The sequence below is a fragment of the Burkholderia sp. PAMC 28687 genome, assembly GCF_001577465.1.
Classification (GTDB): domain Bacteria; phylum Pseudomonadota; class Gammaproteobacteria; order Burkholderiales; family Burkholderiaceae; genus Caballeronia.
In genome coordinates this window covers 151,085-174,209 of the sequence record NZ_CP014508.1, presented here as the reverse complement: position 1 = coordinate 174,209, position 23,125 = coordinate 151,085, and the positions used below count along the sequence as shown (strand labels likewise).

Genomic DNA, 23,125 nt, shown 5'->3' with positions numbered 1-23,125 from the left:
GCCTTGGATGCGGTTTACAACATCGATAATGCGGCCGTGCGACGGGGCTGTCGCCAGTCAATGCCTTCAAGGAGCATCGACAGCTGGGCGGCGCTCAGGAATATCTTGCCGCTGTCGGCTTGCGGCCAGACGAACCGGCCACGTTCGAGACGCCTGGCGAGCAACCACAGCCCGTCCTCGGTTGCCCACAAAATTTTTACCAGATCACCGCGGCGACCGCGGAACACGAAGACGTTGCCGTCCAGCGGATTCTCCTCGAGCGTCGTCTGCACCTTCGCGCACAGCCCCTGGAAACTACATCGCATATCGGTCACCCCGGCCGCAATCCAGATGCGCGTGCCCGCCGGCAGCCCCATCATTGGGACAACTCGCGAATCAGCAAGCGCAATATCGTCGGCGAAACGTCGCCGCGAATGCGTAGGCGAGCGCGGTCAAATTCGACTTCGCATAGGTTCTCAACAGGAGGGAGCGCTTCGCTCGGCTTTGCCGGCTCCGATTCAGCGTCCTCAACAATCAAGCTCACCGGCAGCAACGGCGCGCTCTTCCAATCCACCGTTGACGCCGCGGGAGTAGGTTGAGTCGGCATCCCGTATGCGCCTTCGAAATACCGCTTGCGCCATTTAAAGAGCAAGTTCGCATTGATATCATTGTCTCGTGCTATCAACGACAACGATGCCCCTGGCTCCAACGACTGCTCGACTAGTCGCCGCTTCAATTCATTCGGGAAGTTAGGCCGCCTATATGCGCCTTCGGTCTTACGCTGTTGCCACGTTCTGTCCATTTTGGTTCCCACCATAATTTGGTGGGAACCAAATTATCCAAACCCTCAATGTGGGTCAATAACGGCCGTCGTGAGCCGCTTACCACCGAAGTGAAGACGCCGCGAGCGATCACATCACGCTGAATGCGTGAGAACCAGTTTTCCACCTGGTTAAGCCACGAAGAGTAAGTCGGCGTGAAGTGCAAGCGTACGTTGCGATGCGCGGTGAGAAAGTCGACCACCCGCTGCGTCTTGTGCCTGCTCACGTTATCGCAAATGACGTGGATTTCCCGACGTTTGGGCTGGCTGGCGACGACGTCAGTCAGAAAAGCCACAAACTGCTCGCTGGTGTGGCGCGACGCCGTCTTGCTCAGCACCTCGCCGGTCGCCGTATTGAAGGCCGCGAACAGGCTGAGTGTCCCGTTGCGTTTATATTCGAAGCCATGGCTCTCGGCGCGTCCCGGCGACAGCGGCAGCATCCGGTCCTTACGCTCAAGTGCCTGGATCGCGGTCTTCTCATCCACGCAGAACACCGCCGCGTGCGCCGGCGGGTTCAAATACAGCCCAATCACGTCGGCCGCCTTGGTCTCGAAGTCCGGGTCGTTGGAGACCATGTGTCGTTCCAAACGCTGCGGCTTGATGCCGTGTTTGCGCCAGATGCGCTGCACGGCCGAGACCGACACGTCGCCCAGTTCTGCTGCGAGCTTGTAGCTGCTCCAGTGTGTCGAACCGTCGGATGGTTTGTGCTTGAGGGTGCGGCTGAGTACCCGCGTTTCCAACTTGGCAGGCGGCTGCACAGGAGCGCGCCCGGGGTGGCGAGCGTACATGCCGGCCAGTCGCTCGTTGAGGAAGCGCCCCGACCAACGTGCGATGAAACGTGAGTCGCAGCTCAGTGCGCTCATGATCCCGTCGCGCGATTCACCGTCCTCGAGCATCAAGATCAGTTTTGCACGTCGCACGTCCGCCGCGCGCACCGTCCGGCTGCGTGCCGCTGAAAGTAATTGCGCACGTTCGGTATCAGTCAGATTCATTTTTCCCATGCCCTACATCTGAACATAGACGGGGTGCCAACTCAACGACGCAGTGGACTAGCTTTAGGGATCCATACGCGCAGCAAGGGCTGAGGCCGATAAGTCTTGGCCTTTAACTCTTGCTGCAATCTCTCCAGCCAGTCGTTTCGTCCATGTTCTTCGATAGGTTCTGTCGCAGTAAGGAAATTCGGAAGAATCAGGACGGAACGGAGAGGATTGCTTATTTCGCAAGATCATAGAACTGCTCGGCGACTGAACGATGGCGTCCACCGTCACTCTTCACCTGTCCTTTCGCTATCATGTGCATGAGTTCGATACCGCCTAAAATGACGCGGGCGCAACGAAAACTCTTGAATCCCAGCATCGGTCGTACGATGCGTTTAATCGCTCGATGGTCCTGCTCCACCACGTTGTTCAAATACTTCGAATGTCGAATTTTGATCGGTATATCGCGACCAGCATTGATCGCATTTAGCCCTGCAAGATTCGCCCCGCTCTTGTCGATCGTCACCGTTTCCGGTACGCCGTTTCCAGCGATCGCCTTTTCAAAATAGCGCCGAGCGGCAGCCTTGTCCCGCTTGGCGCGGAACAGGAGGTCAACTGTGTCGCCGGCTTTGTCGACGGCCCGGTACAAGTACTTCTATTCGCCCTTGACCTTGATGTAGGTCTCGTCCATTCGCCAACTCCTGCCAACCTTTTGCTTGCGCGGCCCGAACGCTTTCCCGAGTGCAGGCAGCAGCTTGATAGCCCACCGGTGCACCGTCGAATGGTCGACCGATACTGCCCGCTCGGACATCATTTCTTCCAGATGACGCAGACTCAACGGGTAGGCGACGTACCAACGCACGCAAGTCAACATTATGTCCAGCGGATAGTGCAGCCGTTTGAGCGCCTTGCTCACGGCGGTATTCGGGGTCTTAATCATTCGTTACATCGTTTGTCTCGGGGCCGACCACCATAGCAGATCGGCTTAATGCGACAGAGCCCTACGAATAAGTCGAATCAAACGCCTGGACGATTACCCTTTTAGTTTCGATAGCCCTTACAAAAAAATAGCGTATCTCTGGGAAAACAGGGTGTTTTTCTTTGCAGCTCTGGCGTCGTGGTCAACTCGAGAATTGCCGAATTGCGCATCCGTCTCCCGCAGCGCGCGCCAGATCAATTCTCCTTCGTCCTGTTCGGTGAAATACGCATCGGCCTGCGCGGTGCCAGGCTCGTACGGGATGCCAAGCGTGGACTCCTGTAGACGGCAGATCACAGGAAAATGTCTGCGTGGACATGGAAGCGCTTCGCGAGTCGCTTGGCTACGTCCTTACTGATTACGCGCTTGCCGTTCAGGATCTCCGAGATACGGTTTTGCGGTGCGCAGTCGTCGAGGTCGGCTTGCGTCAGGTTCTGCTGTTCCATGAGGAATCGCAGCACTTCGGGCGGCTCCGCGTCGGGAATCTCAACGTGTTCGTCTTCATACGCTTTCACCTGAGTGGCGATCAGGTCGAGTACTTCGGCGAGCGGATGCGCTTCGTCGTCGCCGACTTCGTTAAGCAGCTCGTCGATGTACGCGATGGCCTTGTCGTAATCGGCCTCAGTGCGCACGGCCGTGGCGCTGCCGATCAGTTCCTTGAACGGCAGCCATGCCCATTCCATTACACACAAGTCTGATGCTCAAGCTCGCGTACGTATCTGATGCCAGCAGCGAAATCGACGACTCGCTGCATGCCTTGCCAGATGGTTTTGACGCCAGGCTCGCCGTCGCCTTTGCGCGCGAGGAAGCCGCCGAGCATGGCGACGAGCCGTACTACTTCGTTCAGCCGCGGCGGTTTGTCGGGCGGGGTCTTCTTGTTGAGGATGAAGGCGGCCTTCCATTCATCGGGCTCGAACAGCAGTCCGGCATCGAGGTCCGGGCAGGTTCGGCCTAACCGCATGAGACGAGCGATGCGCCACGCCACCACCATGAACACCGCCAGCGCCCGCTCGATGCGCTCGATCGTGCTCAGCTGTAGCGCCTCGACTCGGCAACCGTTCTTCAGCACATGAAAGAAGGTTTCCACCTCCCAGCGGGCGCGATACCAATCGATCAACTGCGCGGCCTCGGCCAGATCCGGCACGTCGCGATTGGTCAACAATCGCCATTCAATCGGCGTCACGCCGGCGGGCGCGTTTATCTCGCGCGCGACAAGGCAACTGATCGACACGACGCCTGCCTCGGCATCGGGCAGATCGATCCGCCGACTCCAGATTTGCTGATGAACCTGCCGCGCTTTCTGTCGCTGGCGACTATGCAACATGAAGCGGATTTCACCCACCGGCTCAGCTTGCGTGGCGTGATCCCAGAGCCTTTGACCCTCGGGCAACACGCGATTGTGCTGGGCGCGAATCAGCCAGTCCGCTGGGCAGCCGAGATCGCGCGCCCGACGCATCAGCGCAAGAATGTCCGACTCCCGGTCCGCGACGTACACCAACCGCGTTCCCGGCAGATCCGCCGCTTGCTCGGCCACTCGTTCGTATCCTTCAATCCAGCGCGTGCTTTCCTTCTCGCCGCCACGCACACCATCGGTGCCCTTGCGCTCACGCGCCCACATCCAGGCATTGAGCACGCCCAACGGTTCACGCTGCGGCGTGACCGCATAGGTCGCGTGAACGTACATGCCGCGCTGCGCTTCATACGACAACGGCCCCAGCCCCGTGATGTCCTGACCGTTGAAGTTCAACTCGGTCGTGTCATCCAGGCACAGCACCACCTCGCATGCCCGCATCCGCTCGGTCGAGCTCTGCCAGTGTGGCTCCATGACGTCGGTCCATTCCAACTTGTCCTGCGCGAAGAACCGATAAGCCGCTGCCGTCTCGGCCCAGCCGCCGCACGCCTGAGGAATGCTCGCCGTCGGACTACCCGACAGTTGTTCGGCCAGCAGGATCGCCCGCCGGTTCAGGCGCTCGTCGCCCAGATCGATACCCTTGAATTCCATTGCCGCCCAGCTCTCCGTTGTTCGTGCCATTCGCATGCCGCGCAAAAAGCAAGAGTAAACGGCAAGCCGCGAAAGTTTACAAGCCGCTCATGTCGACTTGTGTGTAATGGAATGAGCCATGCCTTCAGGATGGCGCTTGGCTCTGCAATGGCGTTCATTACTTTTTCTCCTTCCATTTGTCTGTGTCGTATTCGGCATGCGTCAAGACGTTTCGAACAAATACCTTGTGCATGTTGTAGTGAATCGCGGCGATCAGTCGATACTTGTTCCCGCCGATGTCGAAGACCGTATGCGGCTTCACGTAGTCCGCCGCGCCGAAGGTCGCCTTCAGGTCGTTGAGATCCTTAAAATTCCTGTCCTGCATGACCCTGAGCCAAGCCCGTAGCGGCGGCTCAGCGTCCGGGTGCTTCGTCCAGAACGCTATGAGTGGTGGTTTGGAAATTATGTGCATGACAATACTATATCCCAATTTGGGATGTCTTCAAGCAGATTGAAGCACTTCTTCCAGCATGAGACCGTCGCTCGTGGCATCCCTCCCGCCCGCTGAAAATCTGACGTGGCGCTAGATCAGGGCTGTGGCGGGACTGGGCGACCCCTGGAGGGGCCGCCTATGGTCATCTGGACGGCGGCGCTTAGGTGGTTTCGCGTCGGGCGACTGTGCTGCCGCGCGCTTTATCATGGTTTTTCGATGCCTTCGTCGGGAAAACCGCCAAATGTGCTATGCGGATCCAATCATCGAGACTACCGCAAATACGTCAGGATCTTCGGTGCTGACATGAGCATCCGGGATCTCGCGCAACTCCGCGCGGAGCGCGTCGAAGGCAGCGGCGCCAAGATTCCCAAGGGCATGGACGCAGCCTTTACCAATCCGAATACCGAGGAAGGCTGATAAAGGCGTTGATCGACCATTACAACGCCGCCCATGTGACGAAGCTCGAACAGGAAGTGTTCGAACAGCGCGCACGGCTGGCGTGGCGTGGAGCGCACACTTCAAACCATAGTGACCAAAGCGGCCACCGACAGTAAGCGGAACGCGACCGACAAGATCGACGCCAGGCTGTGCCGACTCGATAACATTGGGCGTGGGGATCTGAAAGAACGTGATTGGCACATTTTCCCCGGTCAAATTGCCTACCCACGTCTCTCGATTCGAACGCCGTTACTTGGGCTCGCATCGCTGCGGGCTGGCGAATCCACGTGAACGAGGAGAGGAACGGGTTACTCAGCTTACGTAAATAAAATTATAACTTCGGCATCCTAACGATAACCGCGGCGCTGCGGTCTCAATGTTCTGAAAAGTTTACCCTGAAGCTTCGATTGTTCGCTTGCAGAACGGCGACGGCAAGCTCCATGTTCGCCCAAAGCCGTCACAGCGCTGTGAAATTCTTACGTTTTTTCCGCGCGAGCGACGAAAACGTCGAGGAGCAACGACCCGCATCAGAATTTATGACGGATGCCAATACGAAGCGATACTTGCTTGTCAGTGGCTGAGGGAGTAAGCCCGGTGATCTGTGCGACTGCAGGCTGCCCAAGTGAATCGGTACCGGTCGCTTTCTCGAACACCGCTACGGTGTAAAGGTCGGTTCGCTTGGAAAGGAAATAATCGACGCCGGCACTGAACAATTGATACGTCGAACTGTCCCGGCCTCCGGCTCCGCCTCCACGGGTGTAGTCGTAGGCGGTCCCAACGACGAGCGCAGGCGTAAACTGATACTTGGCGTTAATCTCGGCGTTGTTAAAGCTAGCGGTGCCTTTATAGCGGAGCGTGTTCGGACCCGACGGCGAACCAAGATTCTCGAAGCGGGTATTGGAATATGCAAGATTGACGTTCAGGTCTCCGAGCGTAACTCCGGTGGCGGCACCTACGATCTCGAGGTGGTTGGCCGATGCGTAGCCTGCAAAAACGGGATTGCTTTCAGGGCCCGTTACCGATCCGAAGCTTCCAAGATTGTTGGTCGTAGCGGGGCCGGCATTCGGATTCGCACCGAAGAACGAGGTGTTCGGGTTACGTATATTGAGGTACCCCGCACCAACCGAGAATGGACCGTTGACGTAGCCAGCGCCTCCGCCCCAAATCCAGTTATTCGAGAACGACCCGGCCGTTCCGCCAAGATTCATCATCGCCTCGAACGTTAGCCCGCTATACGTAGCGCTCTTGTATTTGATTGCGTTGTTGATTCGGCGGCTATTCAGGCCGTTATCAATATCGCTCGGGTGCGACGCCATGTAGCCGCCCCACTGTGGCGCGGCAAGATACGGCCCAAAGAAATCGACCACAGGATCGTACTGCCGACCGAGGGTGACGGTGCCATAGGGAGTCGATAAACCGACAAATGCCTGACGGCCGAACTCCGCTCCCCCTTGGTTCAACGTTCCGTTGTTGCTGTAAAACCCATTCTCGAGCAGAAATATCGCCTTCATACCTCCGCCCAAATCCTCGACGCCTTTCAAACCCCATCGGCTACCCTGCAATCCTGCTGAGCCGCCTTCAATCATTGCAAATTGCTTGGATCCTTTCAGCCCTGATGCGGTTCTCGATGTTTGCACATTGTTCGTATAGTTGACTCCGCTATCGATGACCCCATAAAGCGTCACGTTGTTTTGCGCTGAGGCGCAGTTTGCAGTAGATATAAGTACTACTGATGAAATAAAGGTTTTTTTCATTGATGGATCTCCATCCAGACTGAGATGTTATAAAGTGTTTGTTGATCTTTGGAATGCGTTTTAACGCATGACTGTCAATGGTTTCAGGGTTCAAGCATTCTTGCTTGATGGGACAGCCTCTACCTCGGAAACCTCCGACACATGTTCCTTAATCCGAATGAGGATGGTCATAAGGAAAGACACGAACAGAAGCCCGGAAAGAAACAGCAGGCCGGTAGTCGAGCTTCCGCCCTGCTCCTTGATGTAGCCAATGGCAAAGGGGCCGACGAACCCGCCCAAATTGCCGATTGAGTTGATAACGGCAATGGAAACCGCGGCGCTTGAGCGTGAGAGAAACAGCGTAGGCAAAGCCCAGAACGGGGATTTAAACGCGTACAAGCCCGCGAGGCTCAAACTGATCATCGAGATGGAAACATACGGGTTTGTCGTCATTCCGGCCCCGAACAAGGCTGCTGCTGCGACGGCCAAGGGAATCGCCGAATGCAGCCGGCGCTCGCTGCGACGGTCGGAGCTACGCGACCACAACACCATGACAACTGTGGCAAATATATACGGGATCATCGCGATCAGTCCGATTTCGGTATGGCTGATATTTGTTGAAAACCCCTTAATGATTTGCGGCATCCAGTAGCCGACACCTAAGCTTCCGCACTGGTAGACAAAGTAAATGAAGGATAGGTAAAGGACTTTCGGACTAGCGAGCACTTTGAACGTCCCGATGTGTTTCACGCTGGGGCGTGCTTTTTTGTCCTTCTCAAGCTCGGCCAGCAACCAGTCACGCTCCTCAGGCTTCAACCACTTGGCATCCTTCGGGCGATCGGCCAAGTACAGGAAGCACATGACGCCGCCAAGCAGCGCAGGCGCACCTTCGAGGACCAGCATCCATCGCCATCCACTCCACTGCAGCCAATGAACGTTATCCATAATCCACGTGCTAAGCGGCGCACCAATGATGTACGAAACCGGGATGGCCGCGGTGAACAGGGCAACGGTCGTCGCTAATTCTTTGGCACGAAACCAGTACGTCAGGTAGACGATGATGCCTGGGAAAAAGCCCGCTTCGGATACCCCGAGCGAGAACCGTAAGATATAAAGCTGAGTCGCGTTTTGGACGAAAGCAGACACAATGGCGACCGCTCCCCATGTCAGCAAAATACGTGCAATCCATACGCGCGCACCATACTTGTTAAGCATCACATTGCTGGGCACTTCAAACAGGAAATATCCGATGAAGAAGATGCCCGAGACGAAGCCAAACGCTTCACTGCTAAGGGCGAGTTCCTTGTTCATCTGAAGCGCCGCATACCCAATGTTCGCCCGATCCAGATACGAGACGATGTAAAGGATGAACACGAACGGAATGATGCGCCATGAAATTTTCCTGACGAGCGCTGTTTCGTTTATTGCTGATGGTGCTTGCATATCAGTCTCATCGGCGTCAAGCCGCTCGATGCCCATAAAGGTTCAGAGGTGCTTACGCTTGATGTTGCGAGAAGATCATGCAAACGGGGCTGCCGGTTTGAACGGAGAATCCTGTTGGCTTGATCCGTCCGGACGTGTGGTCCACAGCAAACGCGACGATGTTGTCGCTTTCTTCATTCAAGACGAACATGAACCGGCCGTTTGGCGTCGATGTCATGAACCTAGGCGTACGACCTCGGCTTTGTTCGACTTCAACAAGACTCAAGAAACCGGTGTCCTGATCGACCTTGAACACGGCGACGCTGTCATATCCCCGATTGGACGCATACACGTATCGGCCCGTGCTATCGACTTCGATCTCCGACGCGCGGCTATTGCCCGTGAAGGTGTCTGGCAGCGTCGAAACCGTTTGCAAAGGCTGCAGAGAACCGTTGCTGGGCGAGTACCGGTAGGTAGTGACCGTGGAGTCAAGTTCATTGACGCAGTATGCGAAGCCCGATTTCGAGTGGAACGCAATATGACGAGGCCCTGACGTCTCTCGTGTTGAAACGAACGCTGGCGTGCCTGGCGTGAGTTGTCCGTCCTTGAATCGGTAAGTCAGGATCTGATCCAGCCCCTTGGCCGGCACGATGACAAATTCGCCTGACGGGTCGAACGGGTTGAAATGGGGCTTCGGCACCTTTTGCTCGACCCGGTGCGGACCGAGCGGACCTTCGAGCTTCACGAGTTGCGTCAGCTCCTTAAGCGAGCCATCGTCAGCAATAGGCAACACAGCGAGGCTTGATCCAATATGATTCGACACGACCACATAACGACCCGTCGGATCGAGCGCCAGATGAACCGGATTCTGGCCTTGCGTGCTTTGCTTGTTGATGAACGAAATTTTCCCGGTCGCTTTGTCTACCGCGTAAGAACTGATGTCGCTGAGATCGCCGTGGACAGTGTAGAGGCGCTCGCCGTTGGCGCTCAGTGCCAGAAACGACGGATTGACTTGGTCCTTTAGAAGTTGAACCCGTTCAAGCTTCCCTGACTCCTCATCGACTGAGTAGACGCTGATACCGTCACCTCGGGCATTGCGTTCGCGAGTGGTACGGCAGCCAACATAAGCAAACATACGATTTCCTTTCGAATTCGAGGGGCGGTTTGCCCGGTTAGATGCTGCAAAGGCCGTGGGAAACGTAGACCAAATTGTCGCCAGGGCACTTATCGACGCGGCGCTCTGAAGAAGACGACGGCGTCTCATGTTCGCTACGATCGATTCAACAGCAATCAATTGATCTTTTAGATCCACGGTCTCGTCTCCATAATTTTTCTTCTGGGGTTTTCACTAGATTGCATTTTTACTCGCGAAAGTGCAAAAATACAGTTATGGAAAACACTTACTCCCCCCCACAAGCGAGCCTGCGGTCCGGCGATGAAGCTTTTCGGTTCATCGATCTTCCGGGAATGTTCGGCACTAAGTTCACGCGGTTGCCGGTTGTATTGCGCCTGTTGCTGGAAAACGCGATCCGCAATACGGACGGCGAAGAGCGCCGGCTCGCGGTCGACGGGATCTTCGGTTGGCTCGAGCGCGGCACGAGCGAGGTCGAAATCGCATTCCAGCCCAATCGCGTGTTGATGCACGACACGACGAGCACGCCTGCGCTGGTCGATGTCGCGGCCATGCGCGACGCGCTCGCCGAAGCGGGTGCTGATCCGAACGCCCTCAATCCGGTACTACCCGTGGATTCGTCGGTTGATCACTCATTGGCGGTTGAATATTTCGCCCGACCCGATGCTGCGCCGATGAACCTGTCACTCGAGCTTCGGCGTAATAACGAGCGGTATCGATTTCTTTGCTGGGCATCGAAAGCGTTGACCGGAGTGCGGATTCATCCGCCGGGAACGGGGATCATGCACACCATCAATCTTGAGCAGCTGGCAACGGTTGTCTCGGTCGTAGAACGTGACAATGAGCGCTGGGCGGTACCAGACACCTTGATCGGCACCGACAGCCACACGCCAATGATCAACGGCATCGGCGTACTTGGATGGGGCGTTGGAGGTCTGGAAGCGCAGACGGTGATGTTTGGCATGCCCGTGATGCAGCGAATTCCTGATGTCATTGGCGTTCGCTTGACGGGCGCTTTCCGACCCGGGACGCTCGCAACCGACCTGGCGTTGACGGTGACGCAGCGCCTTCGCCAAATCGGTGTATCTGGCGAGTTCGTGGAGTTCTTTGGTCCTGGCGTTGCGACGTTGACTGCTGGCGATCGGTCTGTTGTCGCGAATATGGCCCCGGAATATGGTGCGTCCACGGGCTTTTTTCCGGTTGATGAATCCACGCTCGAGTACCTTCGAACAACTAATCGAACTTCGAGCGCGATCGCACTGGTCGGAGAATTTTCGAAGCGACTGGGTGTGTGGTTTGACCCGTCCGCGGAGCCAACCTACACGCGAAGGATCAACATCGATCTGAGCGAGATCGGCATGCATATCGCCGGCCCACGCCGTCCGCAGGATTTGCTGGACTATTCAGAAACCTCGGCGGCGCTTGCGACTTTTGCTTTTAAACCAAGCACCGCCGCGACGTCGATGCCCAAGCACCCGGTGGCGATTGCTGCCATCACCAGTTGCACCAATACGTCTGACCCGGCCTTGCTCATCGCGGCGGGTCTAGTCGCCCGCAAGGCGCGAGAACGAGGGCTAAAGGTCTCGCCATGGATCAAGACCTCACTCGGACCCGGTTCGCCCGCTGCCGCGGCGTATCTCGAGCGTGCTGGTTTGATTGATGACCTGTCGTCGGTAGGGTTCGACATCGTTGGATACGGATGCACGACCTGCATTGGAAATTCCGGTCAGCTCACCCAGCCGATCAAGGATGCGCTCGCAAGCAAGTCCGTCTATCCCGTCGCCATGTTGTCGGGCAACCGAAATTTTCCGGGCCGGATTCATCCGGATCTGGATCTGGGCTTCATCATGTCACCGCCCCTGGTCATCGCTTTTGCACTAGCTGGTGACGCGGAAGTCGATTTAAGCCAGGACCCGGTGCAAATCACCGCAGATGGTAAGCCCGTTTTCTTGAATGATTTATGGCCAAGCCGCGAGGAGGTTGCAGCGTTGGTGAAGCAGGCTGCGGAGCCGAGTGATTACCCCCGCGCGTTCGCTATCGCCAGTCAGAACCCGCTTTGGCACGAAATGAAAACCCCGGAAAGTGCTCAATTTCCGTGGGATCACGCGTCGACTGCGTTGCGTCGGCCGCCCTTTGCTTCCCTCTCGGAAGGCTCCCAGCTTGGCAACTACATCGCCTACCCGTTGCTCGTGCTGGGCGACGATGTAACAACCGATCACATTTCCCCTGCAAGTGCGATTCCGAAAGATAGCTACGTCGCTGACTTCCTGGTGGAGCGCGGAGACGATCGTAACGACCTCAATGTTTTTGCGTCTCGCCGCGGGAACTGGGAAGTCATGGTGCGTGCCGCCTTTTACAACAAGACGCTTGTCAATCTATTGAAGGCTGACGCCCCGACGGCAAACACGTTGCACGTCCCGACTGGTGAAGTGCTGCCGATCTTCGAAGCTGCCAATCGATACCGCGCCGATGGAGACTCGGTCGTTCTCATCGCCGGCGAGCGATATGGGACGGGATCCTCGCGCGACTGGGCCGCGAAAGGCCAGCGACTGCTCGGCATTCGCGCGGTCCTGGCTGTCAGCTTCGAGCGTATTCACCGGTCGAATCTGATCGGGATGGGCATCCTGCCTCTGCGCCTGCCTGAAGGCATCACGCCCGTTTCGTTGAACGTTCGCCCCGGCGACAAGCTCGAAATCAGCGCATCAGCCGAGACGTTGGCACCTCGTTGCCTAATCGGTGTCAAAATCGTTCGTGTGGATGGGAAAATCGACCAATTTGAAGCAACGGCAGCCGTAGAAACGCAACTTGAAACGGCACTGCTGCGCGCCGGAGGCGTAATCCCATTGATCCTGCAAAAAACACTGGCAGCGCAATCGCTCCCGACCTGACGACCTAGGCGGAGCGTGCGAGCCGAATGAAGGAACAGGCTAGAATCGTCATGAACGACAAATCGATCGCCTCGCAAATCGTCGCGTTTATTCACGCAGAAGGAATGGCTGTCGGCAGTCACTTGCCGGCACAACTAATCGCGGATCGCCTTCGTGTGTCGCGCTCCCCGGTCAACGATGCTCTCGCCTTCTTGCATGAAAAGGGCGTGTTAATTCGCGAGCGGAATCGCGGATTTTTCTTGGCAAAGCCAGTGGAGCAGCCGCTCGACCAGGTCGTCGACCAGCTTGGTTTGGGCGAAGCGGATGTCGTCACGAGCGTTTATTTTCGAATCGCCGACGACAGGCTGAAGGGGTTACTGCCAGAGGAAGTCTCAGAGCAGGCGCTCAAAACGCGCTACGGATTAACGAATACCCAGCTCAACTCCGTGCTTGGGCGCATCTCGCAAGAAGGCTGGGCCGAGCGCAAACCGGGCTACGGCTGGCAGTTCTCTTCGATGCTGACCACCCCGGATAGCCTCTTGAAATCGTATCGACTGCGGTTGGCGCTTGAGCCCGCTGCGTTGCTAGAACCCGGATATCGGCTTGATCCAAAGGTACTCATACGGTGCCGAGCGGCCGAGGTACATTTGCTGCAGGGAGGAATCGAAACGGATACCGCTGACCAGCTTCACGACCGAGGGGTACGTTTTCACGAATCGTTGGTGGAAGCGTCGGGCAACTCATTTTTTATTGACACCATCAAGCGCGTAAATCGCGTCAGACGCTTACTCTCCTATCGCTCGATGCAGGACAGACAGCGCTATACCGAGCATTGCAAGCAGCACCTGAACGTTCTTGATCTGCTGGAGAAAGAACGCAACGAAGAAGCGTCCGAGGAGCTTCGCGCTCATCTTCGCCACACGCTCGACGCGCTATCCAACATCAGCAACATTCTCAAACCCTAGATCGGATCCTTACCTGATCTCTTCCACATCGCTCATGACAGTCAACGCTTCGATTCTTTCCTCCTTCACGCCGACCGGGCGACTTCGTGCTTCAATCAATCTGGGGAATCCGATACTAGCCAACGAGGATTCCGCAACGGGACAGCCGTTTGGCGTGTCGGTGGATATTGCGTTGGAATTTGGGAAACGACTTGGCGTTCCTGTCGAGCTAGTTGTATTCGATGCAGCGGGGAAATCCGTTGAAGCGGTAACCAATGAACACGCCGACTTTGGCTTCTTTGCGATCGATCCAGTCCGAGGCGCAAGCATCGCCTTCACCGCACCCTATGTGCTGATTGAAGGCTTTTATCTTGTGCGCGACAAGTCAGTAATCCGCGAGAATGCCGACGTTGATCGTGCTGAAAATCGTGTGGCTGTTGGCATAGGAAGCGCATACGACCTGTATCTGACGCGCGAGTTGAAGCAAGCAGAAATCGTTCGGGCGCCAACGTCCCCTACCGTCGTGCAAACCTTCGTTGAACAGAACCTCGAAGTGGCCGCAGGCGTAAAGCAGCAACTCGAAGCCGATGCCGCCAAAACACCTGGCCTACGCTTGCTCAACGAACGCTTTATGGTCATACAGCAGGCGATGGGAACACCGAAGAGCCGGGGAGCGGCCGCGGCAGCGTATTTGGCCGATTTTGTGGAAGAAATAAAGGCTTCGGGATTCGTTCAAAACGCACTTGAAATGCATCGCATCGCTGGTGCATCACTTGCCCCGCCTCGTGATTGATTAAAAGGTGATAGCCGTTTCATCGGCGCTGCCACTTGTTGATAACGCATGTCGCAACGTCGCTGTACACGCGCTTGAGCTTGCGCGGAAGGAGAAGATCGTAGGCCCTCCCCTTGCCAACCGCGACGCAAGAACTCTGAATTAATGTCGGTGTTCGTTTGGATCGCGGACCCGTTTCGCGCTACGTAGAAGCCCACAAACCAATACATACGTCGTAGTGAACGCAATGCTCGCGGCTCGCAGCGGGTATATGGCAAAGAAACCAATACCCGCACGATTGTCCCCGACTGCCTCGACAGACTATTCTCCAGCGTCGAAGATGACACTCTCGATGTCGACCGCCAAACACTTCGCAAACTCCCGGGCAAGGACGATTGAAACGTCAGAAGGCTGGCCGGTTGTCGCGTCGCTGTTGGCCCCTATGCCAACGACCTCGTGGCCAAGGCGACACCTCACGAAAGCCAAAGCGGCTAGTGAAGTTCGGGGTCTAGAGACGAGGGAACGAAAACATCACCCGCCATAAGGCGACGGGCGCTTCGACTCATAATTGCCTTCGTGACCATCCACGTACCATCCTTCTGTTCGGCTTCGGCGCCCACTGTCATCGCGCCGGAAGGATGTCCGAAACGGATTTCATTCGTCGCTTTCCCTACGACAAGCTGGTTGACCACGGTACCGGGTATGGCTCCGGCGACGGCGACGGCAACGGCACCGGTTCCAGTCATCGCGTGGTGAAGTTTGCCCATCGACAAAATTCGCGCGTTGATGTCGATGCTTGACAAGTCGACTCGCTTTCCGCTCGACGCCACGTATTCTGTAGGTAGAGAGACAAACGCCAGCTTCGGCGTGTGAGGACGAAGTGCCGTCACTTCTTCGGGCGTCGCCGCCAGACCCATCCGAACCGCCGCGTGCGCGCGAATCGCTTCGCACTTGTTCAGCAACTGGACGTTATCGTTCACGTCCGCCTGCATTTCATTGCCACGCAGACCCAGATCTTCCGCCGTTATGAAGATTGCAGGATTACCCGCATTGATCATCGTGACCTGGAATGTGCCGTATCCCGGGACGTCGAGCGAATCTATGGGATTTCCGGTTGGAAACATTCCTCCCGTTGTCTCTTCACAATCCTCAGAGCCGCCGGGGTTGAGAAATTCGATCTTGATTTCGGCTGCCGGAAAGGTCACACCGTCGAGCTCGAAGTCACCTTCCTCGACAACCTCCCCATTTCTCACTGGAACATGCGCAATGATCTTCGCATTGATGTTCGCCTGCCAGATGCGGACAATAGCCACGCCGTCCTGAGGTGGCTTAACAAACCCTTGCTCGATCGCAAACGGGCCGACTGCAGAGGTGAGATTGCCGCAATTGCCAGACCAGTCGATGACCGGCTTGTCGATGGAAGCCGCGCCAAAGAGGTAGTCGACGTCGCAGTCTGGCCGTGACGACGGCCCAACGAGCACCAACTTGCTCGTGCTGGAGGTGGCGCCGCCCATCCCGTCGGTCTGCTTTTCGTACGGGTCCGGGCTACCGATCACGCGTAGCAAAATCTTGTCGCGAAGAACGGGATCGGCGGGTAGACTCTCGGCGCGAAAAAAGACACCCTTGCTCGTGCCGCCGCGCATGTACACAGCGGGAATCCTATATTGAGTCAAGCTCTGCTCCTATTGGGTTTTGAAGGTGATGCACACAGGGCTACCTGCGGAAACGATGTGACCGGTTGGCGTCGGGGCGCCAGTTTTTGCGTCAAGGAGGTACTGGACGATTGAATCGGACTGTTCGTTGGCAACATAGAGCATTCGACCGTCGTGACTGAGACAGATGAATCTGGGGCACTGCCCCTGCGCGTCAGTCCAGCGTGCCTTTGACGGGATGCCAGTTGCTCCGTCAAGCGCGACCGTCGCGATGCTGTCGTGGCCGCGATTCGATATGTAGAGGGCGGTTGCGTCGTGCCGTATCGCGATGCCAGCGGCCCGTGACAACTTGTGGCTGTCACAGCGCACAACAGACATCGTGTGTAACGGTTCGAGCGCGCCGGATAGTAGGTCAAAGGACCATGCCGTGAGCGTTGAATCAAGTTCATTTGCAACGTAAATCATCGCAAGGGTCGGATGGAAGACCGCATGGCGCGGCCCCGCGCCTTCCCGCGCCCGGCCGGATGTCAGAATTGGCATGCTACCTACACCGTCCCACCTGACGGCAAAAACTGTATCCAGTCCCTTGTCGGGCACGATGTGCCAGTCAGTGTTGTAACGTCGCGTTACGAATCGTGAGATGTAATGCGGATGCGACGAAACCTGTTCGATTCGATGTGGACCGGCGGCACCAGGAAAGTGGACCGACGAAGCAACACTGCCCAGCGATCCGTCGGGATCGATCGGAAGCTGCGCCGCATTTCCAGTTGCATAGTTGGCGACGACCAGCGACTCTCCGTTCTGCGACAAGGCGAGGTGTACCGGATTGCGCCCCCCGCACGGTTGACGATTCAGAGCGGTTAGTTTTCCAGTTGTTGCGTTGACCGCGTAGCTGCTTACTTCGGTGCCGTCGCCGTGCACGGCATAGAGAATGTTCTGGGCCTCGTTCAAAGTCAGGAAACTCGGGTTTTCCAGTGGCTCGAACGATTCGACGTGTTCCCAGGATCCAGACGAAGGATCCACCGCGTAGACTCCGATACCCTTGCCGCGTGCGTTTCTCTCGCGTGTCGTTCGGCATCCGACGTAGGCGAAGACGGGTGCCATTTTTAAGCCGCCTCTAACATTTCGTCTGAGATGCGCGGCAGCAGTCCACCGGCATTGAAGATTTCCGCTTCTTCTTCGGTGTCGATGCGGCATTTGACCGGCACAGTGACCAGGTCGCCGTTTTTGCGCCTGATTTTCAGGCCGAGCGTCACGCCGGGAGACACGTCTCCCTCCAAGCCCTCAACCGAGTAAATTTCCGATCCATCGAGCTGGAGTGTCACACGGTCGGTGCCTTCCGCGAACTCCAGCGGCAACACACCCATGCCAACGAGATTCGAGCGATGAATGCGTTCGAAGTTTTCGCAGACAACCGCGCGCACGCCGATGAGTCGCACGCCCTTGGCTGCCCAATCGCGCGACGAGCCAGAACCATAGTTTTTCCCTGCGATCACGATTAACTCCTGTGCGCGAGACAGGTACAGCTCAGCCGCATCGAACAAACGCATGATCCTGCCCTCCGGCTCAAGCCGCGTGAGCGAACCTTCCTGACCATTAGCCATCTCGTTATGAAGACGGTTGTTCGCGAAGGTCGCCCGGATCGCCACCCGATGATCGCCGCGCCGCGTGCCGTACGAGTTGAATTCCGCCGGCTCAACGCCGTGCTCGATCAGGTATTCGCCCGCTGCGCTTTCCGGAAGGATCGCACCTGACGGTGAAAGGTCGTCGGTCGTAACGTTGTCGCCAAACACACCGATGGCCCGCATGTCCGCAAATCTGGCCGCGCTGATGAGATCGGGTTGCCAGTAAGGCGGCCGGCAGATGTAGTTGCTGTCCTCGCGCCACGGAAAGCGTGCCGGCACCGCGGCTTGGCCATGCACACGCTCGCTCTTGCGGAACATCTCCGTATAGATCTTGAGATACTGCTCGCCGTGCACACTTGCCTTGAGCAGCGTGTCGATCTCCTCGTCAGCCGGCCACAGATCCTTCAGATAGACCGGCGCGCCGGTCTTGTCTGTTCCGAGCACACCGTTCTCGATGTCCACGTGAATGGTCCCGGCGATCGCATACGCCACGACCAGCGGCGGAGAGGCAAGAAAAGCTTCCTTCACGCGCGGATGAATACGTCCATTGAAATTGCGATTGCCCGAGAGGACAGCCACTGCATGCACATCACGGCTCACAATGTCCGCTTCAATTTCTTTCGAAAGCGGACCAGACATGCCGTTGCAGGAAGTGCAGCCGAAGCCGATGATTCCAAAGCCGAGTGCTTCAAGCGGCTCCATCAGTCTCGCTTCACGCAGGTAGCTTTCGACCGGCTTCGATCCGGGTGCGAGAGAGGTCTTAACCCACGGTTTGCGCTCGAGGCCGAGCTCCACAGCCCGGCGGGCGACCAGTCCGGCGGCAATCATGTTGCGCGGGTTGGAGGTGTTCGTGCAACTCGTGATCGCCGCAATGACGACGGCCCCGTCATCGAGTTTGACCGGGCTCGCCGGATCCGGCTGCTCGGCTACAGCTTCGGCCGGACGCGCGATACCCTTCGAGATGAGACTGGAGAGCGGCACGCGGTCGTGCGGATTGGCTGGCCCCGCCAGTGCGCGGCCGACGGTTGACAGGTCGAATGACAGGACCCGGTCATATTCGGCATGGGCGAATGCATCGGCCCAAAGCCCCTGTGCTTTCGCATAGGCTTCGGTCAAGGAGATTTGCGCTTCGGTCCGCCCAGTCAGGCGCAGGAAATCGAGCGTTTTTTCGTCGATCGCGAATAGCGCGGCAGTCGCGCCGAACTCCGGAGCCATGTTCGAGATGGTCGCCCGGTCACTCAACGTCATAGCGCGAGCGCCGTCGCCGTAGAACTCGATGATCGTGCCAACCACTTTTTGCTTGCGCAGAAACTCCGTGATTGCGAGGACCAGATCGGTCGCCGTAATGCCAGGTTGCCGGAAACCCTTGAGTTCTACACCGACGATGGTCGGCAGGCGCAACCATACGGCACGACCGAGCATCACCGATTCAGCTTCGATACCGCCAACGCCCCAGCCTAGTACTCCCAGCGCGTTGATCATCGTGGTGTGGCTATCGGTTCCCACCAGCGTATCGGGAAAGGCAACGCCGTCTTTTACCTGAATGACCGGCGACAGATGTTCGATATTGACCTGGTGCACGATCCCGTTGCCTGGCATCAGGACGTCGAGATTTGAGAAAGCCTGCTTGCACCATGCGAGGAATTCGAAACGTTCGGCGTTTTTGCTTCTCTCAATTGCCATATTCTTGGCCATCGCCTCCGGGTCCGTCCCGGCCACCTCGACGTTGAGGGAGTGGTCGACCACCAGATGCGTGGGCACCACCGGGTTGATCGTGGTTGGATCGCCGCCGGCCTCGGCCACCGCATCGCGCATCCCCGCCAGATCGACAAGCGCCGGGGTGCCGAGCAGATCCTGCAGGACCACGCGCGCCGGGTAGTAGGGAAAGTCCACGTCGTGACGGCGCGCGGTCAGCGCCGAGAGATACGTCTCCACTTCAAAAGCGGGCTGCCTGCGCACGATGTTTTCGGCGAACACACGAACGCAATACGGAAGGCGGGCGAATTGAGCTGCATCGAGCAACTGCGTCGCATCAACGACTCTGACGAAATCTACGGTCTGGCTGGGAAGACGATTGCTGGACATTTAGGTGTTCTCCGGGAGGTGCAGTGTGGCTTGCGTTTTGATGTAATGCATTCTATGACCATAAAACGCAATGTGCAAACACATACGCTGTCGGTGCTTACCCGTAATATTCAGCTAGTTCGCGCACCGGTAAGCGCTAAAATAGAGGTTTACACCGCTCTTTTCAACACTTTGTTGCTTAAGGCTTAAGTGCGTTATATGATCACTAAACGCAATAAAAAACCGTCCAAAAGTAGATGTTGTGCCGGACCAAGACGTAACAGATAGGTAGGGTGCGGCCAGTGAACACTCAACACGATTCAGATCGGAGCGAGCGATGGCAAAATCCCAGTTGAACCTTTCAGATGCGCTGCCTCGCCTGGCGGTCGTGAATGGCCACGGACTGCCTTCATCCCATATGGACTCAACCGAACAATCGCCCGTATCCCTGACCCCGCTGCAGACGCGGGTGATCCGCGAAATCCTGTCGCTCGCACGACGTGACGACCTGTCGATGGGAGACAGACTCGCTGAATCAGTGCTTGCGGAAAGAATCGGGACGTCCCGCTCACCCGTGAATGTTGGCCTGCATCATCTGGTTTCACTGGGCGTCGTGTTCTACGACGCGAACCGGGGATTCTTCATGGCAAAGCCGGCGCGGGAAGTTACCGACGTCGTGGCTCAGTTTTTTGACGAGCCAGAAGAGCCTCTGTATATGAAAATTGCCGAAGACCGACTCGCCAAGCGATTGCCGGACGTGATATCCGAAGCGGATTTGATGCGGCAATACGAGGTGTCGCGCAGCGCGCTGCGCCGGGTTTTGTCGTTGATGCAGGAGGAAGGATGGCTAGAGCGGCAGGTCGGGCATGGCTGGCAGTTCATGCCGATGATCGACTCCGTTGAAGCGTACGAGGAGAGTTACCTGTTTCGCGCAGCGATCGAACCTACTGGCGTGTTGTCGCCGATGTTCCGCGCCGACCGGGTTGAATTGAGGGAGTTGCAGCGCAGACAGCAGTTCATTGTCGACGGAGGCTACCTGACGATGAACTCCATCGAGCTCTTCGAAGCGAACAGCGACTTCCACGAAACGATTGCCAAATGGTCGGGAAACCGCTTCATCGCACAGTCGGTTCGCCGGATGGACCGGCTGCGCCGGCTGGTGGAATATCGCCAGGCCAAGACCCGCAAACCGCGTCAGGAGCAGGCGCTCGAACACCTCGCTATTCTCGACGCGATTGAGCATCAAGATCTTCTGAAGGCGGCGGCTCTCCTTCGCGATCATATCGAGGGCGCCCGTCGTGGAAAGGTTCGTGCACAAGAAGTATTCGCATCGCAGTAATTGCGTTGCAGACGCTAGCGGCATTTTCGCCGCTTTTTTTAACCAGTAACTGCGTTTTGTGATAACAAAACGCTTAACAAAACTTACAGATAAAAGCGGGCATTTTTTCCCGGGCAAATTCACTCGTTAAGACCGCTGATAGCCCTTCTACGTTTCGACGTGTGAGCGTTTTGCGCTTAGTGAGCACTAAACGCTTTAATATTTTAATCGCCGTCGTCCCTGGGATGCGGCAGATCGGTCACCGGGCGACGTCCGTTCGGTGCGCGTGACAATACTGGAGACAACCATGTCATACCGCAGAGGTTGGATAGCCGTGTTTCTGTTTTCGCTATCAATGATTAACTATATGGACCGGATCGCACTATCGATCGCGGCCAAGCCAATTGCGAGCGAATTCAAGCTCTCAGCGGTTGGTATGGGTTATCTCTTTTCGTCGTTCATCTGGAGCTACGCCCTTTTTCTCATTCCGATGGGTATTCTCATTGACCGGTTCGGTACCAAGCGTATGGCTGGCGTCGGGATTTTCGTCTGGTCGGCTGCAACGGCCCTCACGGGTGCGGCCAGCAGCTTCGGGAGTCTTCTGCTGGCGCGACTAGTGATGGGTGCAGGCGAATCCGTCAGCAATCCTGTCGGCGCGAAGGTCATTCGACAGTGGATACCGGCAAACGAGCGGGGGATAGTCACATCGATGTTTAACAGCGGGTCATATGCAGGCCCGGCGATCTGCTCGGTGATTCTCGGCTCACTCGTTGCTCTCTACGGGTGGCGCATGTCATTCGTTATCGCCGGCGGGATCGGGTTCGCATGGCTCGTGGCGTGGCTGGTATTTTTCAACTCACCGGAAAAAGCTCGCTGGCTTAAGGCGGAAGAGCGGGAGAAGATTGTCCGTGAGTGCAACACCACAACGATAAACGCGAGCGCAGTCGGCGCCGAATCGTCAGGTCTTCTGTCATTGATGCGCACCCCGACCTTGTGGGGACTCGCTGTTACACAGGGCTGCAACGTCTACACCCAGTACTTGTTCCTTACTTGGCTGCCAAGCTACCTTCAGGCGAGTCGCGGCCTGAGCATTACGCACACGGGTCTGTTCTCAGCGGTTCCCTATGCGGCAGCCGTAGTGCTTTGCATCTTCGTCGGCCGTCTGAGCGACCAGTACCTCAAGAAAAGCGGAGTCGGCACAGGCCGACGTCGTAATGCGGTCGCGCTTTCCATGCTCGCCGGCACGGCAATTCTTGCGGTGCCCTTTACCTCTAACCTTGCCGTTCTGCTGGTTGTCTTCTCGATCACCCTGACTGGTATCGCATCTACGACGTCACTGAATTTCGCCTTGTTGAACGATCTGCTTCCCAATTCACGCGATGTAGCGAAGGCAATGGCGTTCGTCGTCGTAGGTGGAAATATTTTCGGCATGATTGCGCCGATTGCAACCGGGTACGTAATCGCTGCGACGAGCAGCTACGACTGGGCATTTGGTATCGCAGGACTGCTATTGCTGATTGGCGCGGCCGTTGTGCTTACGATGACCCGCTCCCCAATGACTGCTCCCCCTAAATCGGTGAAGGCAGGGGCCGCCGCGTAGCTCGAGACGGGAATAACACAGAGGTACTTCGACAGGATTTAAAGCCTACTGGTGAAGTCTACTTCGCACCCTCTGTACGTCTAACCGGCCGGGCGAAATCGCTGTCGTGAGTCGGACTACGTGCCCATTCCGGATTGACGGTTTCAACGAGTTCGGCGAACGGGACGCACCTAGATGTACGTTGCGCCACGGCTACTGTTGACCGGACGTCTGCTTACCAATCTGACGAAAAATTAAGGCGGTATTTAAATGAATAAAGTGCCCCTGAATAGACCATTTTTTAAGCCAAATACTTCGTACTTCGAATAATTGTATGAACATATTTTAGAAAA

18 protein-coding genes and 1 pseudogene are annotated in these 23,125 nt (G+C 56.9%); 6 read left to right on the top strand and 13 right to left on the bottom strand.

Annotated features, from left to right (window positions below; genetic code table 11):
• Positions 1 to 14 precede the first annotated feature (14 nt).
• The 7 genes and pseudogenes from tnpB to AX768_RS30475 form a co-directional block, all read right to left on the bottom strand.
• Positions 15 to 359 carry an IS66 family insertion sequence element accessory protein TnpB gene (gene tnpB, locus AX768_RS30510; RefSeq protein ID WP_062003894.1) on the bottom strand — a complete coding sequence of 115 codons (345 nt, stop codon included), beginning with the start codon at positions 357 to 359 and terminating at the stop codon, positions 15 to 17.
• Entirely contained in the window at positions 356 to 781 is a 426-nt protein-coding gene (gene tnpA / locus AX768_RS30505; protein WP_231941674.1) for an IS66-like element accessory protein TnpA, read from the bottom strand. Before tnpA ends, tnpB begins: the two co-directional genes overlap by 4 nt.
• A complete protein-coding gene (locus tag AX768_RS30500; protein ID WP_231941648.1) occupies positions 712 to 1,800 on the bottom strand; it encodes an IS630 family transposase in 1,089 nt (362 codons plus the stop codon). Before AX768_RS30500 ends, tnpA begins: the two co-directional genes overlap by 70 nt.
• 211 nt (positions 1,801 to 2,011) lie before the next feature.
• A pseudogene (locus AX768_RS30495) lies at positions 2,012 to 2,716 on the bottom strand (IS6 family transposase).
• A gap of 329 nt (positions 2,717 to 3,045) precedes the next feature.
• Entirely contained in the window at positions 3,046 to 3,435 is a 390-nt protein-coding gene (locus AX768_RS30485; protein ID WP_062003891.1) for a helix-turn-helix domain-containing protein, read from the bottom strand.
• The gene (locus tag AX768_RS30480; protein ID WP_062003890.1) at positions 3,435 to 4,784 is read right to left on the bottom strand and encodes an IS4 family transposase; all 1,350 of its coding nucleotides are present in this window, start codon (positions 4,782 to 4,784) and stop codon (positions 3,435 to 3,437) included. The genes AX768_RS30485 and AX768_RS30480 overlap by 1 nt, the downstream gene beginning before the upstream one ends.
• Positions 4,785 to 4,911: 127 nt before the next feature.
• Positions 4,912 to 5,118 carry a type II toxin-antitoxin system HigB family toxin gene (locus tag AX768_RS30475; RefSeq protein WP_335340494.1) on the bottom strand — a complete coding sequence of 69 codons (207 nt, stop codon included), beginning with the start codon at positions 5,116 to 5,118 and terminating at the stop codon, positions 4,912 to 4,914.
• Between the two features lie 246 nt (positions 5,119 to 5,364).
• Here AX768_RS30475 and AX768_RS34010 point away from each other — a divergent pair, with 246 nt between their 5' ends.
• Positions 5,365 to 5,643, top strand: coding sequence for a hypothetical protein (locus tag AX768_RS34010; protein WP_155524387.1), 279 nt, complete (start codon positions 5,365 to 5,367; stop codon positions 5,641 to 5,643).
• A gap of 548 nt (positions 5,644 to 6,191) precedes the next feature.
• Here the strand turns inward: AX768_RS34010 and AX768_RS30465 are convergent.
• The 3 genes from AX768_RS30465 to AX768_RS30455 all read right to left on the bottom strand — a co-directional run bounded on the left by AX768_RS30465 (position 6,192) and on the right by AX768_RS30455 (position 9,954).
• Positions 6,192 to 7,418 (bottom strand): porin, encoded by a 1,227-nt coding sequence (locus tag AX768_RS30465; protein WP_062003888.1) that lies wholly within the window; start codon positions 7,416 to 7,418, stop codon positions 6,192 to 6,194.
• Between the two features lie 90 nt (positions 7,419 to 7,508).
• The gene (locus AX768_RS30460) at positions 7,509 to 8,840 is read right to left on the bottom strand and encodes an MFS transporter (RefSeq protein WP_062004093.1); all 1,332 of its coding nucleotides are present in this window, start codon (positions 8,838 to 8,840) and stop codon (positions 7,509 to 7,511) included.
• 52 nt (positions 8,841 to 8,892) lie between these two features.
• Positions 8,893 to 9,954, bottom strand: a complete 1,062-nt coding sequence (locus tag AX768_RS30455) for a lactonase family protein (RefSeq protein ID WP_062003887.1) — start codon at positions 9,952 to 9,954, stop codon at positions 8,893 to 8,895.
• Between the two features lie 254 nt (positions 9,955 to 10,208).
• On the opposite strand from AX768_RS30455, the gene acnA (AX768_RS30450) reads away from it, so the two are divergent.
• Genes acnA (AX768_RS30450) through AX768_RS30440 form a run of 3 tightly spaced genes read left to right on the top strand, consistent with a single transcriptional unit; the run spans position 10,209 to position 14,555 of the window.
• Positions 10,209 to 12,839: an aconitate hydratase AcnA gene (gene acnA, locus AX768_RS30450; protein WP_062003886.1), complete on the top strand. Its 2,631-nt coding sequence runs from the start codon at positions 10,209 to 10,211 to the stop codon at positions 12,837 to 12,839.
• Positions 12,840 to 12,889: 50 nt separating this feature from the next.
• Positions 12,890 to 13,783, top strand: coding sequence for a GntR family transcriptional regulator (locus AX768_RS30445; RefSeq protein WP_062003885.1), 894 nt, complete (start codon positions 12,890 to 12,892; stop codon positions 13,781 to 13,783).
• Positions 13,784 to 13,817: 34 nt separating this feature from the next.
• A complete protein-coding gene (locus AX768_RS30440) occupies positions 13,818 to 14,555 on the top strand; it encodes an ABC transporter substrate-binding protein (RefSeq protein ID WP_062003884.1) in 738 nt (245 codons plus the stop codon).
• A 470-nt stretch (positions 14,556 to 15,025) separates the two neighbouring features.
• Here AX768_RS30440 and prpF read toward each other — a convergent pair whose 3' ends face one another.
• Genes prpF through acnA (AX768_RS30425) form a run of 3 tightly spaced genes read right to left on the bottom strand, consistent with a single transcriptional unit; the run spans position 15,026 to position 19,896 of the window.
• Positions 15,026 to 16,207: a 2-methylaconitate cis-trans isomerase PrpF gene (prpF, locus tag AX768_RS30435; RefSeq protein WP_062003883.1), complete on the bottom strand. Its 1,182-nt coding sequence runs from the start codon at positions 16,205 to 16,207 to the stop codon at positions 15,026 to 15,028.
• Positions 16,208 to 16,216: 9 nt separating this feature from the next.
• The gene (locus AX768_RS30430; protein WP_062003882.1) at positions 16,217 to 17,290 is read right to left on the bottom strand and encodes a lactonase family protein; all 1,074 of its coding nucleotides are present in this window, start codon (positions 17,288 to 17,290) and stop codon (positions 16,217 to 16,219) included.
• Between the two features lie 2 nt (positions 17,291 to 17,292).
• On the bottom strand, positions 17,293 to 19,896 hold the full coding sequence (acnA, locus tag AX768_RS30425) for an aconitate hydratase AcnA (protein WP_062003881.1): 2,604 nt from the start codon (positions 19,894 to 19,896) through the stop codon (positions 17,293 to 17,295).
• Between the two features lie 316 nt (positions 19,897 to 20,212).
• Here acnA (AX768_RS30425) and AX768_RS30420 point away from each other — a divergent pair, with 316 nt between their 5' ends.
• Positions 20,213 to 21,214, top strand: a complete 1,002-nt coding sequence (locus AX768_RS30420; protein WP_231941647.1) for a GntR family transcriptional regulator — start codon at positions 20,213 to 20,215, stop codon at positions 21,212 to 21,214.
• 286 nt (positions 21,215 to 21,500) lie between these two features.
• Positions 21,501 to 22,793 (top strand): MFS transporter, encoded by a 1,293-nt coding sequence (locus AX768_RS30415; RefSeq protein WP_062003880.1) that lies wholly within the window; start codon positions 21,501 to 21,503, stop codon positions 22,791 to 22,793.
• The last annotated feature ends 332 nt before the right edge of the window (positions 22,794 to 23,125 follow it).

What these genes read in the sequence shown, in the direction of transcription:
- tnpB (WP_062003894.1), bottom strand. Translation starts at nt 359, where the DNA reads ATGATGGGGCTGCCGGCGGGCACGCGCATCTGGATTGCGGCCGGGGTG.
- tnpA (WP_231941674.1), bottom strand. Translation starts at nt 781, where the DNA reads ATGGACAGAACGTGGCAACAGCGTAAGACCGAAGGCGCATATAGGCGG.
- AX768_RS30500 (WP_231941648.1), bottom strand. Translation starts at nt 1,800, where the DNA reads ATGGGAAAAATGAATCTGACTGATACCGAACGTGCGCAATTACTTTCA.
- AX768_RS30485 (WP_062003891.1), bottom strand. Translation starts at nt 3,435, where the DNA reads ATGGAATGGGCATGGCTGCCGTTCAAGGAACTGATCGGCAGCGCCACG.
- AX768_RS30480 (WP_062003890.1), bottom strand. Translation starts at nt 4,784, where the DNA reads ATGGCACGAACAACGGAGAGCTGGGCGGCAATGGAATTCAAGGGTATC.
- AX768_RS30475 (WP_335340494.1), bottom strand. Translation starts at nt 5,118, where the DNA reads ATGCAGGACAGGAATTTTAAGGATCTCAACGACCTGAAGGCGACCTTC.
- AX768_RS34010 (WP_155524387.1), top strand. Translation starts at nt 5,365, where the DNA reads ATGGTCATCTGGACGGCGGCGCTTAGGTGGTTTCGCGTCGGGCGACTG.
- AX768_RS30465 (WP_062003888.1), bottom strand. Translation starts at nt 7,418, where the DNA reads ATGAAAAAAACCTTTATTTCATCAGTAGTACTTATATCTACTGCAAAC.
- AX768_RS30460 (WP_062004093.1), bottom strand. Translation starts at nt 8,840, where the DNA reads ATGCAAGCACCATCAGCAATAAACGAAACAGCGCTCGTCAGGAAAATT.
- AX768_RS30455 (WP_062003887.1), bottom strand. Translation starts at nt 9,954, where the DNA reads ATGTTTGCTTATGTTGGCTGCCGTACCACTCGCGAACGCAATGCCCGA.
- acnA (WP_062003886.1), top strand. Translation starts at nt 10,209, where the DNA reads ATGGAAAACACTTACTCCCCCCCACAAGCGAGCCTGCGGTCCGGCGAT.
- AX768_RS30445 (WP_062003885.1), top strand. Translation starts at nt 12,890, where the DNA reads ATGAACGACAAATCGATCGCCTCGCAAATCGTCGCGTTTATTCACGCA.
- AX768_RS30440 (WP_062003884.1), top strand. Translation starts at nt 13,818, where the DNA reads ATGACAGTCAACGCTTCGATTCTTTCCTCCTTCACGCCGACCGGGCGA.
- AX768_RS30430 (WP_062003882.1), bottom strand. Translation starts at nt 17,290, where the DNA reads ATGGCACCCGTCTTCGCCTACGTCGGATGCCGAACGACACGCGAGAGA.
- acnA (WP_062003881.1), bottom strand. Translation starts at nt 19,896, where the DNA reads ATGTCCAGCAATCGTCTTCCCAGCCAGACCGTAGATTTCGTCAGAGTC.
- AX768_RS30420 (WP_231941647.1), top strand. Translation starts at nt 20,213, where the DNA reads ATGGCAAAATCCCAGTTGAACCTTTCAGATGCGCTGCCTCGCCTGGCG.
- AX768_RS30415 (WP_062003880.1), top strand. Translation starts at nt 21,501, where the DNA reads ATGTCATACCGCAGAGGTTGGATAGCCGTGTTTCTGTTTTCGCTATCA.